Annotated in this window: 14 protein-coding genes and 1 tRNA gene; all 15 read left to right on the top strand. The window is 37.1% G+C overall.

Going from position 1 to position 16,172, the window contains the following annotated elements; genetic code table 11:
* The first annotated feature begins 53 nt into the window (after positions 1-53).
* The 15 genes from GCWU000282_RS13200 (at position 54) to GCWU000282_RS13130 (ending at position 16,144) form a co-directional block, all read left to right on the top strand.
* Positions 54-126, top strand: a tRNA-Gly gene (locus GCWU000282_RS13200).
* 333 nt (positions 127-459) lie between these two features.
* On the top strand, positions 460-1,491 hold the full coding sequence (locus GCWU000282_RS13195) for a hypothetical protein (protein WP_035041064.1): 1,032 nt from the start codon (positions 460-462) through the stop codon (positions 1,489-1,491).
* A 49-nt stretch (positions 1,492-1,540) separates the two neighbouring features.
* On the top strand, positions 1,541-2,497 hold the full coding sequence (locus tag GCWU000282_RS13190) for an ion transporter (RefSeq protein ID WP_242828967.1): 957 nt from the start codon (positions 1,541-1,543) through the stop codon (positions 2,495-2,497).
* Between the two features lie 107 nt (positions 2,498-2,604).
* A complete protein-coding gene (locus GCWU000282_RS13185) occupies positions 2,605-3,531 on the top strand; it encodes a DHH family phosphoesterase (protein ID WP_023355652.1) in 927 nt (308 codons plus the stop codon).
* A gap of 62 nt (positions 3,532-3,593) precedes the next feature.
* Positions 3,594-4,889 (top strand): dihydroorotase, encoded by a 1,296-nt coding sequence (locus GCWU000282_RS16945; RefSeq protein WP_023355651.1) that lies wholly within the window; start codon positions 3,594-3,596, stop codon positions 4,887-4,889.
* Positions 4,890-5,807: an orotidine-5'-phosphate decarboxylase gene (pyrF, locus tag GCWU000282_RS16940; RefSeq protein WP_023355650.1), complete on the top strand. Its 918-nt coding sequence runs from the start codon at positions 4,890-4,892 to the stop codon at positions 5,805-5,807. It abuts the gene before it with no gap.
* Between the two features lie 11 nt (positions 5,808-5,818).
* On the top strand, positions 5,819-6,619 hold the full coding sequence (locus GCWU000282_RS13170) for a dihydroorotate dehydrogenase electron transfer subunit (RefSeq protein WP_023355649.1): 801 nt from the start codon (positions 5,819-5,821) through the stop codon (positions 6,617-6,619).
* Complete coding sequence (locus GCWU000282_RS13165) at positions 6,619-7,527, top strand: dihydroorotate dehydrogenase (protein WP_023355648.1); 909 nt, start codon at positions 6,619-6,621, stop codon at positions 7,525-7,527. Before GCWU000282_RS13170 ends, GCWU000282_RS13165 begins: the two co-directional genes overlap by 1 nt.
* A 269-nt stretch (positions 7,528-7,796) precedes the next feature.
* Positions 7,797-10,757 carry a hypothetical protein gene (locus GCWU000282_RS13160; protein WP_023355647.1) on the top strand — a complete coding sequence of 987 codons (2,961 nt, stop codon included), beginning with the start codon at positions 7,797-7,799 and terminating at the stop codon, positions 10,755-10,757.
* 283 nt (positions 10,758-11,040) lie between these two features.
* Positions 11,041-11,916 carry an aldose 1-epimerase family protein gene (locus GCWU000282_RS13155; protein ID WP_023355646.1) on the top strand — a complete coding sequence of 292 codons (876 nt, stop codon included), beginning with the start codon at positions 11,041-11,043 and terminating at the stop codon, positions 11,914-11,916.
* 241 nt (positions 11,917-12,157) lie between these two features.
* A complete protein-coding gene (locus GCWU000282_RS13150) occupies positions 12,158-12,835 on the top strand; it encodes a phosphatase PAP2 family protein (protein WP_023355645.1) in 678 nt (225 codons plus the stop codon).
* 20 nt (positions 12,836-12,855) lie between these two features.
* Positions 12,856-13,422, top strand: coding sequence for a TVP38/TMEM64 family protein (locus GCWU000282_RS13145; protein WP_023355644.1), 567 nt, complete (start codon positions 12,856-12,858; stop codon positions 13,420-13,422).
* A gap of 10 nt (positions 13,423-13,432) precedes the next feature.
* Entirely contained in the window at positions 13,433-14,074 is a 642-nt protein-coding gene (locus GCWU000282_RS13140; RefSeq protein ID WP_051384200.1) for a CDP-alcohol phosphatidyltransferase family protein, read from the top strand.
* Positions 14,071-14,910: a phosphatidylserine decarboxylase gene (locus tag GCWU000282_RS13135; protein WP_023355642.1), complete on the top strand. Its 840-nt coding sequence runs from the start codon at positions 14,071-14,073 to the stop codon at positions 14,908-14,910. Before GCWU000282_RS13140 ends, GCWU000282_RS13135 begins: the two co-directional genes overlap by 4 nt.
* Positions 14,903-16,144, top strand: a complete 1,242-nt coding sequence (locus tag GCWU000282_RS13130) for a S41 family peptidase (protein ID WP_035041059.1) — start codon at positions 14,903-14,905, stop codon at positions 16,142-16,144. The genes GCWU000282_RS13135 and GCWU000282_RS13130 overlap by 8 nt, the downstream gene beginning before the upstream one ends.
* The last annotated feature ends 28 nt before the right edge of the window (positions 16,145-16,172 follow it).

Genomic DNA, 16,172 nt, shown 5'->3' with positions numbered 1-16,172 from the left:
TGTGTTATACTTTTTTCTGCAAGTGAGGTGTGTTGTAAAACTCCTTGTAATAAGCGCGAGTGGCTCAGTTGGTGGAGTACAACCTTGCCAAGGTTGGGGTCGCGGGTTCGAGTCCCGTCTCGCGCTCTTTATTATTTTAAAGATTAAAGAGAGTCTGATTTCAGGCTCTTATTTTTTTTATTTAATAAGAAATTTCTTATTAAATAAAATCTCTCCGAAGGATGCACAGCTCACGGCAGGGAAGTTTTCATTACGTCGCCGATCACACTGTATAATAAGAAATTTTATAGCTTAATGTATTATAATTTGATATAATGATATAAGTGGCAAAATATAAAAATTCTATGCAAGTTTGCTTGCAAAAGAATTAATTTTTGACACATCATATAAAAAATAGGTGCTAAAAAATAAATATACTAATGTCATAATCATTATTTTTTAGGAAGAAAAGAGGATTAAATGCATTATTTTGTATCTGCCTTGTTATTTTGCCTCATTACACTGTTTGTTTTTGCTTTAACTGTATTCATATATTTTAAAATGGTAATAGCTGTAAAAACTAATAAAGATGTACCAAGCTGGATATATAAAATAGGACATGCGATGAAAGGCAGAGGACGAGATTATTATGAGGATATAACAGATGCCTCTGCTCTCAAAGAAGTTAATCTATTCTTATTAGGGTTAGTCCTTGCACATATAATTGTTATTATTGTAATGTACTTTAGAGGGCAAAGTCTTCCTGAAGCAATATATTTTTGCCTTAAAGTAGAGCTCTTCATGGTTGTAGGAATAAGAATGCTTTGGATGATATGTAAAACTATAAGCCTTATTTCTGACAGAGCAAAAAAGACATCGAAAAAGAATCATGAATATGCTTCAACCAATGCGGTTATTGGTATGGTTTTAATGACAGCTTTTTCGCTTATGCTGACAGTATTTATGACGGGGATTCCTGCCAAACCCGTAGAAGTAAGTATCGCAGAAAGCAGGATAACTATAGGAAGAACAAAGGCATCGGAACTTTTGAAAGCCGGATTTGGCTTTTATACAAAAAATGAGGATTCTGAGATTGTAAACCGCAGGGACAGTCATTTTCAATATGGTGAACTGACAGAGGTTATACGTGATGGAAAGTCTTACGGAATAGTAAGCCTTACACCTGAGTGGGGTGATATAGCTATGCTTAAGGATTGTGTGATAACTTATTATGGTATATCTGCTGACAGTGAACAATTAGATAAGATAAAAATTAATAATACAAGTATTTATAAGTTAAAATATGATGATTTTAAAAACAGAAGGCTTATAGATATTTTTTCTATGACTCCGGGAGATTATAAGGAAAGCCAAAACGGTTATTATTTTTCTCTGCAATTACAGACAAATAGTTATATGCTATGGAAGAGGTATACGATTGAAGCAAATTTTGACAAAGACTATAAGGCTGTTCAATATGAGGTAAGAGTGCAGCAAACTATATGGGAATGATATTTATGTATATTGTTAAAAATGAGTTTTATTAATATGGGAGATGGGGATGACTAAAAATAAGCAGATAAAAAAGCGGATATTTGAAATTATTCAAATCGGAAGCAGGGAGGATATGTCAAGCAGAATCGGTGATTTTGTAATAGTTACATCTATACTGCTTAACATTGTTGTATTATTTCTTGGAACTTTCGAAGAATTAAGCAGATATTTCAAAATATTCAAATTCATAGAAACAACTACCATTCTTATATTTTGTCTGGAGTATGCACTTAGGATATGGACAGCGGAATACATATATACAGATGTGGGAAAATGGAGAGCCAGATTTAAGTTTATAGTATCTGCGGAAGGTATAATAGACCTGCTGACCATCCTGCCCTTTTTCTTTTTATATGGATTTGCGGCCTTCAGAATGCTTAGGGTAGTAAGAATATTGCACTTGTTCAGGCTGAACATGAATTATGATTCGTTTAATGTAATAACTTCGGTTTTGATTGAGAAAAAGAATCAGATAGCCTCCTCAATATTTATTATAGTAGTACTTATGTTAGCCTCTTCACTTTGTATTTACGGAGCAGAGCATGATGCACAGCCCGAAGCCTTTAAGAATGCATTTTCAGGTATATGGTGGAGCCTTTCTACTATATTTACGGTAGGCTACGGGGATATTTATCCAATAACCGCAGCCGGTAAGATTATGGGGGTTATGATTACCTTTCTTGGAGTTGGAACGGTGGCTATACCGACTGGTATTATTTCGGCAGGTTTTGTGGAAAATTATACGGAGATGCAGAGAAACAGGCTGAATGAAGCCAAAAATAAAACAACTGGAAGCATTACTATAGAAAAAAAGAGTGAAGATATAGGAAAACTTATAAGTGAATTGGAGAAAAAATATGGAGTAAATATAGTAGTGATACTGAGAGACGGTGTAATGGTTCTGGCTGATGTCAATGTGAGAGCCAAATGCGGAGATACATTAATTTATCGGGAAATTCCGTAAAATGATATTAAAGTTTAATAAACTTAATTTCATAATGATTGAACAAAAATTTTATTTATGATATACTACTATGGTAAAATTTACTTAATAAATATCGGGAGGATATTATGGGAAAAATGAGATTGGTGACAAGGAGTGATTTTGACGGTCTGGTTTGTGCGATGATACTTAAAGAACTTGATATTATCGGTGATATAAAATTTGTACATCCTAAAGATGTTCAGGATGGCAAGGTTGACCTTACTGAAAATGATATAACTACTAACCTCCCTTATGATCCGAGAGTAGGACTTGCTTTTGACCATCATGAAAGTGAGCTGAGCCGTGTAGATGCAGGAGAAGCAAGCCCAAAGTTTATTATAGACGGATATGCAAAATCAGCTGCAAGAGTAGTTTATAATTACTATGGCGGTGCTGAGAGAATAACCAGAGTTTCAGAAGAAATAATGAAGGCTGTTGACAAGGGTGACAGTGCTGATTTTACCATTGATGATATCCTTGAGCCTGAAGGCTGGACATTACTTAATTATGTAATGGATGCAAGAACCGGCCTTGGAAGATTCCATGATTTTAAAATATCTAACTATGAGCTGATGATGAAGCTTATTGACTTCTGCTTACTCCACACGATTGATGAGATTTTAGCTCTTCCTGATGTAAAAGAAAGGGTAGACCTTTATTTTGAACAGCAGGAGCTTTTTAAAGAGCAGCTTAAACGTCTGGTTAAGGTTGAAGGAAAGGTTGCTGTTCTTGACCTTAGGAATGAAGAGACAATTTATGCGGGAAACAGATTTATGATATATGCTTTGTATCCTGATACAGAGCTTTCAGTGCATGTTGCCTGGGGCTTCCAGAAACAGAATACTGCGGTTATGATCGGTAAATCTATAATTAACAGGGATTCAAATGTAAATATCGGAGATATCTGTCTTGAATATGGCGGAGGTGGTCATGCTAATGCAGGAACCTGCCAGCTTGCCAATGATAAGGTGGATAGTGAGCTTCCGAAGATAATTGAAAAATTAAATAAATAGTATTTTAAAATGATAAGCATCCTCATGGGTGCTTTCTTTATGAATGGCAGAATGGAGGTAGTATGAGCGTATTTATTAAAAACGGACACTTGGTAGATGTGGAAGCTGAAAGGGATGGTTTATTTGACCTTTTGATTAATGATGAAGGAAAAGTAGAAAAAGTTGGAGAAAAGGGCAGTCTGGACGGCTTTGTAAAAGAAAACACAGATATAATTGATGCAACGGGACAATATGTACTTCCGGGCTTTATTGATTTGCATGTGCATTTTAGAGAACCGGGCGGTGAGTACAAAGAAACTGTAAAGACAGGAAGTATGGCGGCGGCAAGAGGTGGTTATACCACTGTTGTAACCATGCCGAATACAAAGCCGGTGATGGATACGGTAGAACATCTTAATTTACAGCTCGAAGCCATTAAGAAGGATGCCGTTATCAATGTGCTTCCGAGCGGAACTGTAACAATGGGACAGGAAGGCAAGGTTCTTTCAGATATGGAAGGTATGAAGAAAGCCGGAATTGTTGCCATAAGTGAAGATGGAAAGTCTGTAATGGATCCTGAGATACTTAGAAAGGGACTGATAGAAGCTGCAAGACTGGGACTTCCTTTCTTTGATCACTGTGAAGATGCAGACCTTGTACATGGCGGAGTTATGAATGCGGGAGAAAAAGCTAAGGAACTTGGGATGCCGGGTATAACCAATGAAGTTGAAGACAGTATAGCAAAGCGCGATATAGAAATAGCGGAAGAAGTTGGAGTAACCATCCATCTTTGTCATTGTTCCACAAGAGATACAGTTAAGTTTGTAAAGGCTGCAAAGGAAAAGGGACTGCCTGTAAGCGCAGAAGTATGCCCGCATCATTTTACACTCACTGATGAGGATATCATAGAAGATGATGCAAATTTCAAGATGAATCCTCCGCTTAGAAGCAGGGCTGATGTAGAGGCTCTTAAAGAAGGACTCAAGAGTGGTATTATGGGAATGATATCTACTGACCATGCACCACATTCTAAAGAAGAAAAGGAAAAGAGTATTAAAAATGCACCATTTGGAATAGTAGGTCTTGAAACGGCCTTTGCTCTTACTGTAACTGAGCTTTTGGGAGAATATCTAGATATGAAAACCCTTGTGGAGAGAATGAGTCTTACTCCTGCAAAGCTTCTTAAAAATGGAAAAGGTACACTTAAAGAGGGCTCGGTAGCAGACCTTGTGGTAGCTGATATCAATGAGGAATATGTAATTGATTCTGATAAATTTTTGTCAAAGGGTAAGAATACACCTTTTAACGGAAAGAAAGTAAGAGGAAAAGTTCTTTATACATTGTGTGGCGGAAAAGTTGTATTTAGGGAGGAAAAATAAATGATTGAGAAACTTGTAAGCAGAATAAAGAAGCTTAATGCACCTATAGTTGTGGGGCTTGATCCTACACTTAATTTTGTACCGAAATTTTTACTTGAAAAGGCAATTAATGAAAAGGGAGAGACCCTTGAAGCAGCAGCTGATGCCATCTTTGAATTTAATAAGAAAATAGTGGATGCTGTTTATGATTTAATTCCAGCTGTAAAGCCGCAGATAGCTATGTATGAACAGTTTGGTATACCGGGACTTATGGCATATAAGAAAACTCTTGATTATTGCCACGAAAAAGATCTTTTGGTAATAGGAGATGCAAAGCGTGGAGATATAGGTTCAACTTCTACTGCTTATGCAATAGGACATCTTGGAAAAGTTAAGATAGGAAGTACTGAGATTGCACCTATTGATGCGGATTTTTTAACTATTAATCCTTATATGGGTTCAGATAGCGTAGTTCCTTTTGTAGAAGAGTGCAAGAAACATGATAAGGGCTTATTTATACTGGTTAAGACTTCTAACCCTTCAAGCGGTGAATTTCAGGATCAGAAGGTGGGAGAAAAAGCTGTTTATGAGCTTGTCGGAAAGAAGGTTGATGAGTGGGGGCTTGATACAGTTAAAGAAGGTTATAGCGATGTAGGTGCTGTAGTCGGAGCTACCTATCCTGAAATGGGGAAGGTGCTTAGAGAAATTATGCCAAAGGCTTATATACTTGTGCCGGGATATGGTGCGCAGGGAGGAACTGCGGCTGAGCTTAAGCCGTTCTTTAATAAAGACGGACTTGGAGCCATAGTCAATTCTTCAAGGGGAATTATAGCCGCCTACAAACAGGAGAAGTATGCTGAGTTTGGAGCGGAAGGTTTTGCTGAGGCTGCAAGGGAAGCGGTTATAGATATGAAAAATGATATTGCATCTATATTCTAAGGAGAAGTTTAATGGAATTAAAGTCTAAATTTAGGGCTGAAATACTTGAAAATACTGAACTTTCAGAAGGTGTATTTTCTATGTGGGTAAAGGCGGGGGAGATAGCAAGAACTGCCGGTACAGGTCAGTTTGTATCTCTTTATACAAGGGACGGTTCAAGGCTTTTGCCTCGTCCTATAAGCATTTGTGAGATTGACAGAGAAAATGAAAAATTAAGACTGGTATATAGAGTTGTAGGTGAAGGAACAGCGGAATTTGCAAGACTTGTGCCTGATTTAGATAATATAGAAATTGTCGGAAGTCTCGGAAAAGGCTTCCCAATAGATAAAGTCGGAAATTCAGTACTTCTTTTTGGAGGGGGAATAGGCATTCCTCCTCTTCTTGAGGCTGCAAAGGAATTAAAGTCTAAGGGGAAAATGGCTACTGTCATCCTTGGATATAGGACGAATGATACCTTCCTCGTCGAAGATTTTGAAAAATATGCAGAGGTTATTATTGCTACTGATGATGGAAGCCTTGGCTGTAAGGGAACTGTAATTGATGCGGCAAATGAGTTTAAAGTGGCTGAAAAATACGGTATTACGGATATTTTCTCCTGTGGTCCTATGCCTATGCTTAGAGGAGTAAAGGAATACGGAGAAAGCAGAAATATTCCTACCTATATTTCTTTGGAAGAAAAAATGGCTTGTGGCATAGGTGTCTGTCTTGGTTGTGTCTGCGAATCTAAAGAAGTTGACCATCACAGCAATGTAACCAATAAGAGGGTTTGTAAAGACGGACCGGTATTTTTATCTACGGAGGTAATTATCTAATGGGAAATATGAGTGTAGAAATAGCCGGTGTCAAACTTAAGAATCCGGTAATGACTGCATCGGGGACTTTCGGTTCAGGTGCGGAGTTTATGGACTACATAGATTTGTCGCTTTTAGGCGGACTTACTACAAAAGGGGTTTCGGATGTACCTTGGAAGGGTAATCAGACTCCGAGAGTAGCGGAAACCGCCTCCGGTATGCTTAATGCAATAGGGCTTCAGAATCCGGGAGTAGATATTTTTATAAAAAGAGATTTGGAAAAGCTCAGAGGCATAGACACCGTAGTTATGGCAAATGTCTGCGGCCACACTACAGAAGAGTATGTAGAAGTAGTGAAAAGACTTGCAGGTAGCGAGGTAGTTAAACTTCTTGAGATAAATATTTCTTGTCCTAATGTAAAAGCCGGCGGAATTACCTTTGGTACCAATCCGGATGCGGCCTTTGAAGTAACCAAGGCTATTAAGAAGTATGCAAAGCAGCCTGTAATTATGAAGCTTACACCAAATGTAACTGATATTACAGAACTTGCGAGGGCCTGTGAGGCAGGTGGAGCAGACGGGCTTTCTCTTATTAATACACTTACAGGTATGAAGATAGACATACATAAGAGAAAATTTGCTCTTGCTAATAAAACAGGAGGACTTTCAGGACCTGCAGTAAAGCCTGTTGCCGTAAGAATGGTATATCAGGTCAGTAAGGCTGTAAAACTTCCTATCATAGGTATGGGCGGAATTATGACTGGAGAGGACGCCGTAGAATTCCTTATGGCAGGTGCAACTGCGGTGAGCGTAGGTACTGCAAACTTTAATAATCCGACAGCAAGTATAGAGGTGGTAAAAGGGATAAAAGAATATATGGCAAGGTATGAAATCGCTGATATTAATGAAATAATAGGCTGTGTTGAGTAAGTTTGCCAATAAATTGACATAAAATCATATAAATATTAGGTAAAACATAAGAAAAAAGTAAGAAATAATGCATAAATCTGACACAAGGATATTTTATTATTTGCTCATAAACTTGAATCCAGATTATTGGCGGTGTAGGTTAAGAACTTTTAATCCGGGTAATGCATAATTCTTAATTATTGATTTGGTTATGCGGTTACTTGATGCTTCGTGAATAATTCGGATTAGAGACTTAAGAAAAATAAATTAAAGAAATGTGAGGAATCAAGATGAGAAAAAAAAGTATGAACAAGGCAGTTAAAAGTCTTTCACTTGCGCTTGCGCTTTCTATGGGCATCACTCTCGTTCCGGGATTTGGAGTACAGGAGGCAGAAGCAGCAGCTAAGAACGGTGTGGTATTACATGGAAAGAAAACAGTATTATCTTCAAAAAAGGGCGCTTCTGCTTATATCGGCGGGAAGAAAGTAGACCTTGACCTTCGTGTGAACGGGAAAAATATTTCTAAGTCGGTTAAGTGGACAAGCTCAAAGAGAAGTGTTGTCAGCGTAAATAAGAAAACAGGTAAGCTTACTGCAAAGAAGAACGGAAAAGCCATTATTACAGCAGTATACGGAAAAAAGAAATATAAAGCACTTGTTAAGGTTTTCACAAGAGCTGAGAGCATGACAGTAGTAGATGGCGGAGCAGCAGTTACAGAAATAAATTTAACAGAAGGCGATAGCAAAACACTTGCAGCAAATTACAAGATTTCGGATAAGATTGCAAAGGCCGGTGGAGTAAGTTCAACCTACAACACCTATGTAACAGCAGAAAATTCTGAGGTAGTTTCTTTATCAAAAGGTAAGGCAAGTGCTAAGGATTTTACTGTTACAGCTAATAAAGCAGGTGAAAGTTACATAGATGTTGTTGGTAGCCAGAGTAGTGCTGCTAAGGCTAATGCTGATAAGAAGAAGGTAACTGCAAGAATTAAAGTAGTGGTTGCAGGTAAATTTGCAGGAAAGCAGACCGGAGCCAGGAAGATTACTGTAACAGGAAAGAATCTTAGCGCGAATAAGGCTGATTATAAGATTAACAACGGTACAAGAACTATAGCGAATGTAACTGTTAACTCTTCAGCTACTGAAGCAGTGCTTGAAATGGAGGCCGTTATTACAGATGGTGATTATACTGTAGAATTCGGCGGACAGACTTCTACTTTCAGGGGTGAGACAGCAAAGCTGACTAAGATTGATGTTCCTAGCAAATATCTTGTGTTAAAGGGAGATAATTCTTCAGCGGGCGGTACTATAGAGTACAAGATTACAAATCAGTTTGGTGAGGATGTTACCAAGACTGTAAGCGGACTTAATGTAAATGTTTCAGTAGGTAGAGGTACTGCAAATCCTTCTACGGGACTTATTGATGTAACGGGGATGGCAGCAAATCTTCCTATAAATACACCTGTAACTCTTAATATCAATAAGGCGGATGGAACTAATGTATTGACAGAAACTTTTAACCTTACAATTGCTGCTAAATCTAAGGCAAGTACAGTAAGTGTTAAAGGAGTATACAGTTTAAATACAAAGAAACCTTATACATTGGCTGTAAACAATTCTGAAAACACAGCTGCAAGACTTCTTGTAGAAGTTAAGGATCAGTACGGAAGAAGAATGAAATCTACTGAAGGAGTTAATATACTTGCTGCAGGCGGCCTTACAGGTCTTGGAATTGACGGAGCGGTAGTTCACAATAACATGGTTGAAGTAGACGGTGTTGATTATATCGCAATTCCTTTTACAGGGGTTGGTACAGTTAAAGCAGGAAGTGTAGAAGTTACTTTCATAGCACTTTTTGGACAAAACGGACACAATACCACAAAGACTACTATAAATATAGCGGGCACAAAGCAGGTTTCTAAGTTTACCGCTACAGCACCTGCTGAGGTATATGCAGGAGAGTCAACCTACTTTAATTACTCAGCTACCAATAGTGCAGGTGTTGCAATCACAGATTATGCAACACTTAGCAATGCAAACTACGGTGTTAAGCTTCCGGCAGCATTTTCTTGGGAAAATGGAACTAACGGAGTGGCAAAACTTAAATATGATGCTACAAAGGATACTAATGTTAATGGTGTAACTTGGAATGCGGCACTTACCCAGGTACAGTCAAACGGTATTTTCACGGTTGCAGCTAATATGCAGCCATCTATGGTTCAGTTTACTGTACATGCACCTGCTATTCCTACAAATATAAGAAGTTTTACAGTAGACGGTGTGCTTCCGGACAGAAATACGGAAAATGTACTTTCAAAGGTAAAGGTAGTTGATAATAAAGGTCGTGAACTTACTAATCTTTCAGGAATGTCAAATTACTACCTTGGAGTAAAGAAGAATGGTGCCGGCACAAGATTTAGTGTTGTTGGCGGTGTTGCGGGTTCAGCAGATAGCAATGTGAAACTTGTAAAACTCAGTGACTTAAGGTCAGCTTCTCTCAAGTTCCATGCAAGTAATGCTCCTATTACAGCTTATGAGACAGAAAAGTTTACATTTGCTATTTACAAGGATGCAACGGGAACAAATCCGGTAGCCGGTTCTGAGATAAATGTAAATCTTACAGCGGCAGATATTAAGAACCTTACAAGCTTTAGCTTGAGTTTACCTTCAGCTGTGTACAGTGCAGATTCAAATGTTGGATATGACGCTGTTGATGCAGTTGTTGTAGGCAGAGCTCCTGATGGTTCATTAGTACAGCTTGGAAGCACAGATTTTACATTAAGAGATATTGAAAACATTATAGATGGTAATAAGCTTAAGCCAAGTAAGGCTAAAGAAAAAGCTAAAAGAGGAGATTTTACCGATACTGTAACAGCTGTTATCAATGATGGTAAAGGTACAGAGGCAGTAAAGACAGTTAATATTTCTGCAAAGGCTCCTACAATTACAAAGGTTGGGGCTAAGTCATCTGAACTTGCATTAGCTAATTTTACATTTGCAGGTATTAAAGAAGCACTTGTTATAACTGATAACTATACCTCAGAAGCAAACGGAGTTAATCCTTCAACAGCGATTACTAAGAATATGCTCCAGGGTGTTAAGCTTATCTCGTCTTCATCAGGTAATGTAAAGGCTGAGTGGAATAATACAAATAAAGTTACTTTCAGCGGAGCTGCAGCAGGTGATACTGTTACTCTTCAGGTAACATTTACCGGTGGTGTAACAGGAACTTTCAACTTCAAATTAAAGTAATAATAGTCAGATAAACAATAACAAGCAGAATAGGTCACGAGGGCTAAATAGGCTCTCGTGACATTTTTTTAATAGGAAATTTCTTCGAAATTTCCTATTAAAAAAATCTCTCCGAGGGATGCGCAGCTCGCGGTAGGGAAGTTTGCCTTGCGGCACCGCTCACGCGCGAAGTGTGTGCAAGCACACACTTTTTTACATAAAGACTTGATTAAAAGCAAAACAGAGGGTAAACTAAGTAAGTAAATTCCGACCTGGAATAAACTAAAGCTTTAAGGAGAATGGTATGAATTACAAATTGAAAAATGACCTGTTGGAAATAAATGTAGCTTCTGAGGGTGCAGAACTCATATCCATAAAGGATAGTAAGGGAAAAGAATATCTTTGGCAGGGAGATGAGAAATCATGGAACAGACATTCACCTATATTATTTCCTTTTATAGGGAGACTGAAGAATAAAGAATTTATTTATGAAGGCAGGAAATATCCCATTATGCAGCATGGGTTTGCGAGGGATATGGACTTTAATTGTATAGAAGAAAAGAAAGATGAAATTTGGTTTGAAATTACGGATAATAAGGAAACTTATGAACTTTATCCGTTTCATTTTTCACTTAAAATAGGATACCGTCTCACAGGAAAAAAACTGGAAGTGCTTTGGGAAGTGGTAAATACCGATACCAAGACTATGTACTATAACATAGGAGCACATCCCGGATTTAACTGCCCTATAGATGGTGAGGAAGACAAGGTAGGATATTCTTTAGAATTTAATTCTGATGGAAATCCTAAATACTATGGTTCTGATGCGGGAACCGGCTTAAGGCTTCCTGAGCGTCACGAACTTAAGCTTGACAACGGAAGAAGTACTGTTACAAAAGAATACTTTGACACAACTACTTATATTTTTGAAGATAAGCAGATAAGTGAAGTATCCATAGTTAAACCAAGTGGTAAAAAATATGTTACTGTGAAATTTGATATGCCTATTCTTGCTATTTGGTCTATGGAGAAAATGAATGCTCCTTTTATTTGCATTGAGCCTTGGTTTGGACGCTGTGATCGTATAGAGTTTGAGGGTGAACTTTCTGAAAGAGAATGTAATCTTATGTTAAATGCAGGTGAAAAATTTAACAATATTTATACTATAGAGATAAATTAAAACGGTTACAGATATTCCTGATATATTAGGATTTTATAAGAAAAGCAATCAAAAATAAATATAGTTGTAAGAAAAATGTTTATAATTCCGTAAGAAATCTTGGCTAAAATAGGAATAGGTTATTAATAAACTCCAAGGATGTGAACAGTTGTTTAAAATTGTTCAATCAGTTTTTTGTTCCGACTAATAGGTTTGTAGTTAAAAAATGAATGGGGTTAAAGATATTTAGAAAGGTTTTTAGATGAAAGAAAAGGCTACTGAAATTTTATTCATACCAAAGATAATGATAGTACCACTCATAATTTCAACAACTTGGAATTCTGTCACTTACTTTGGTTCAAGATTGCTTACTACAAATTGGCACCATACTAATGCTGAAATAATGCTTGATTCCAAGATACCTTTTGTGCCTTGGACAGTGTTTATATATCTTGGCTGTTACATATTTTGGATAGTAAACTATATTCTGGGCAGCAGACAGGAGAAGGAAGAAGCATTTAGACTTATAAGTGCTGATTTTATTGCAAAAACAATCTGTCTCCTATGCTTTTTGCTTATACCGACAACCAATGTAAGACCTGAGGTAGGCGCTGAGGGAATATGGAACCGGGTGATGATTCATCTGTACAATACTGATGCGGCAGATAATTTATTTCCGTCTATTCACTGTTTAACAAGTTGGTTTTGTTATATAGCCGTCAGGAAGAATAAAAATATTCCTAAACCATATGTTTGGTTTTCGCTTCTGTTTGCAATAAGTGTATGTATATCGACTCTTACAACCAAGCAGCATGTTATCGTTGATGTAATCGGAGGAGTTGGACTTGCAGAAGGAAGCTATTTTGTGGTAAAATATGGTTTCACAGGATTTTATGAGAATCTGATTACTAAAATTAACAGAAAATTGAATCTGGATTAAGTAGGTTTTGGGAGAAAATTATGTCAGTAAAGGATAAAAACAGAATAACGGCAGCTGTCATCGGACTGGTTATTATTGTTGTGCTGATTTTTGTAAAGAAGTTTGCTGAAGGTAAGATTGACTCCGTTGAATCATTACAGAGATATGTACTTACCTTTGGTATATTTGCTCCTCTGGTGCTGGTTTTTTTACAGGCCTTACAGGTTGTAATCCCCGTATTGCCCGGGTTCTTAGGCTGTGCGGTAGGAGCATTGATGTTTGGTCCTATGGGTGGATTTTGGTGCAATTATATAGGGATATCTGTAGGATCTATTATAGCGTATTTTTTGGCAAGGAAGTATGGAATGGATATTATTCTGCTTATGTTTCCTAAAAAAGAATATGATAAATGGAGTATGAAGATTAAAAAGAGCAGGTCTTATGGAGTATTTTTGTTTATAGCAACTTTACTTCCGCTATTTCCGGATGATTTTCTTTGCTACTTCTCCGGACTCTTGAAAATGGAAAAGAAAAAGTTTATTTGGATTATACTGCTCGGAAAACCTTGGTGCATATTGGCTTACAGCTATGCATTCGGCCTTATTTAAGGGGGAAACTATGAAAAAAGGATTGTTGGGATATTACAATTACACTGTTGTGCTTACGTATTTGGGTATGCTTTCTGCATTTGTCGGAATCTTAATGGTTATTAACAAAGATTTTGCTGCGGCAATAGTCTGCCTTATGGTTGCCGGAGTTTGTGACATGTTTGACGGTATGGTTGCGGCTACCAAGGAAAGGGATGAAAGAGAAAAAAGATTTGGCATTCAGATTGATTCTCTCAGTGACCTTATAAGTTTTGGCGTATTTCCCGCTTTGTTTGTATATACTTTTCTTGAGTATACAACGGCAGCTGGATTTATAGCGTCCTTCTATGTTCTTGCTGCCCTGATCAGACTTGCTTATTTTAATGTACTTGAAGAAGAGAGACAGCAAAAGACTACAGAACGCAGAAAAGTATATCTTGGATTGCCTGTAACAACTATTGCGCTCATGCTTCCCGCAGTTCATATTGCTTTTGACTGTGATGTTTTTAAGAATAAAATGGTTTATCTTGTACTTTTGACCTTTGTAATGGTTGGTTTTGTATCTCCTTTTGAGATAAAAAAGCCGAATGCATTAGGCAAGATCGGGATGGTTATTTTAGGAATTCTGGAAGTACTTGGTGTATTATTCTTAATGGGATGGGATTCAGTATGAGAGAAGATTTTTCAGTGAGGTTTTTATATGGTACGGTTGCTGGAAGATTCTTGCTTAAACTGCTTACCAAGCCGATAGTATCAAAGATTGGAGGAACTTTTTTAGAGTCGCCCCTCTCAAGGATATTTATAAAGGGCTTTATAAAGAAAAATAATATTTCACTTGAAGGGATAGAAGTACCTGCTAAGGGATTCTATTCCTTCAATGAGTTTTTTAAAAGAAGGAAAAAGAGGGTAGAATTTGAGAAAAATCCTCTTTGTTTTATAAACCCTTGTGATGGCTTTCTATCTGTGGTAAAATTAAATCAAGATTCTGCATTTAAAATTAAAAATACAAGATATGATTTATCAGGGCTTTTAAGGAATAATGAACTTGCAAAGGAATTTGAAGGCGGCTACGGACTGGTATACAGGCTTACACCTAAACATTATCACAGATATACCTTTTTAGATGATGGAGTAATTGCAGGTGAAAAGCGTATAGAGGGTATATTACATTGTGTGAGACCTATAGCTTTATCACGCTATCCGGTATTTACTGAGAACACCAGAGAGTATACAGTGTTAGAAACGGATAATTTTGGTAAAGTTATTCAGATGGAAATAGGTGCCATTATGGTAGGTAAGATAACAAACCATAGGTTATCAGGGAGAGTTGCCAGAGGAATGGAAAAAGGATGCTTTGAATTTGGCGGTTCTACTATCGTAGTGTTTGTAAAGAAAAATAAGATTAAATTTGATGCTGAATTTTTGAAAAAACTAAAGGTAGACAAGGAAGTAACGGTACATTTGGGAGAGTCTGTTGCTACAAAAATGAATGGAGGCAATTTTGAATAAGTTTATAATAAAAAATACAGGAAGTTTAATATTGGCTGTAGCCTGTGTATTAAATGTACAATTTTCAATAAACATGGAGAGGGCTTTAGCTGCTGTTTCGGAAAAAAGAGCGCAGGAAATTAAAACAGAATTGCAACCATTGATAGAAATAGTGAATAAATATTATTATGAAGATGTTGATACCGCAAAAATGCTTGATGAAGTATTTAAGTCGGAAAATGATGAAACTGGTATTGATAATATAGCTAAAAAGTTTGTGAAAAAGTTAAATGATCCTTATTCGGAATATTATACAACAAAGGAATTAGAAAGTTTTAGCAGGGGTCTTAAAGGTGAATACTACGGAATAGGTGTGGAGATTGCAAAGGATGAAAAAACCGGAGGTATAAGAATAACCAATGTTTTTGACAGAAGTCCGGCTAAAAAGGCTAAGCTAAAAAAGGGTGACATTATCTTAAAAGCGGGTAAAAAAGATCTTACAAGGTTGACGCTTGCAGAGTCTTCAAAATACGTTAAAGGGAAAAAAGGAAGTAAAGTTACCTTGACCATACTTAGAGACAAACTTACTAAAAAAATTGTGGTTGAAAGGAATGAGGTAGTTATACCTACGGTATTTTCGAAGACCTATAATAAAGGGAAAATTGGGTATCTGAGAGTATCCGGTTTTCTTGAAAATACGGCAGATGAGTTTATCAAAGCTTTAGATAAACTGGATTCAACCGGGATAGAAGGGCTAGTAATAGACTTAAGGGATAACGGCGGCGGTTTGGTAGATACTGCTCATAAAATGCTTGAACGCATCCTCCCTGATGGAGAAGAAGTGTATTCATTTGGCTTCAAAGATGGGAAAAAAGAGTATTATAAGACCGGATTTAATAAAAAAGAAAGTGACAGAAAATTTGAACTGCCGATATTGATTCTTATAAATGGGAATTCTGCCAGTGCTTCTGAGCTTTTTGCCGGAGCCCTTAAAGACCATGGATATGCTGAAACAGTAGGGGAAGTAAGCTATGGTAAGGGTGTGGCTCAAAGTGTACTTGAGATTAGGGACAAAGAGAATAAGGTTATTAAAGGCGGTATTAAACTGACTACAATAAAATACTATCTGCCTAACGGTGAGAGTATAAATAAGACCGGGATAAAGCCGGATTATAAGATTAAGGATGATATCGGTACGGTTAAAGATGAGCAGTTGGAAAAGGCGTTGCAGGAATTAAATAAAATGATAGATTAAACATACATAAATAATTTGAGACTGATGT

Origin of the sequence: Catonella morbi ATCC 51271 (assembly GCF_000160035.2) — a bacterium.
Lineage (GTDB): Bacteria > Bacillota > Clostridia > Lachnospirales > Lachnospiraceae > Catonella > Catonella morbi.
Note: the sequence above shows the minus strand (reverse complement) of the source record. Positions and strands in the feature narration are given on the sequence as shown.

What these genes read in the sequence shown, in the direction of transcription:
- GCWU000282_RS13190 (WP_242828967.1), top strand. Translation starts at nt 1,541, where the DNA reads ATGACTAAAAATAAGCAGATAAAAAAGCGGATATTTGAAATTATTCAA.
- GCWU000282_RS16945 (WP_023355651.1), top strand. Translation starts at nt 3,594, where the DNA reads ATGAGCGTATTTATTAAAAACGGACACTTGGTAGATGTGGAAGCTGAA.
- pyrF (WP_023355650.1), top strand. Translation starts at nt 4,890, where the DNA reads ATGATTGAGAAACTTGTAAGCAGAATAAAGAAGCTTAATGCACCTATA.
- GCWU000282_RS13150 (WP_023355645.1), top strand. Translation starts at nt 12,158, where the DNA reads ATGAAAGAAAAGGCTACTGAAATTTTATTCATACCAAAGATAATGATA.
- GCWU000282_RS13140 (WP_051384200.1), top strand. Translation starts at nt 13,433, where the DNA reads ATGAAAAAAGGATTGTTGGGATATTACAATTACACTGTTGTGCTTACG.
- GCWU000282_RS13185 (WP_023355652.1), top strand. Translation starts at nt 2,605, where the DNA reads ATGGGAAAAATGAGATTGGTGACAAGGAGTGATTTTGACGGTCTGGTT.
- GCWU000282_RS13155 (WP_023355646.1), top strand. Translation starts at nt 11,041, where the DNA reads ATGAATTACAAATTGAAAAATGACCTGTTGGAAATAAATGTAGCTTCT.
- GCWU000282_RS13165 (WP_023355648.1), top strand. Translation starts at nt 6,619, where the DNA reads ATGGGAAATATGAGTGTAGAAATAGCCGGTGTCAAACTTAAGAATCCG.
- GCWU000282_RS13135 (WP_023355642.1), top strand. Translation starts at nt 14,071, where the DNA reads ATGAGAGAAGATTTTTCAGTGAGGTTTTTATATGGTACGGTTGCTGGA.
- GCWU000282_RS13145 (WP_023355644.1), top strand. Translation starts at nt 12,856, where the DNA reads ATGTCAGTAAAGGATAAAAACAGAATAACGGCAGCTGTCATCGGACTG.
- GCWU000282_RS13170 (WP_023355649.1), top strand. Translation starts at nt 5,819, where the DNA reads ATGGAATTAAAGTCTAAATTTAGGGCTGAAATACTTGAAAATACTGAA.
- GCWU000282_RS13160 (WP_023355647.1), top strand. Translation starts at nt 7,797, where the DNA reads ATGAGAAAAAAAAGTATGAACAAGGCAGTTAAAAGTCTTTCACTTGCG.
- GCWU000282_RS13195 (WP_035041064.1), top strand. Translation starts at nt 460, where the DNA reads ATGCATTATTTTGTATCTGCCTTGTTATTTTGCCTCATTACACTGTTT.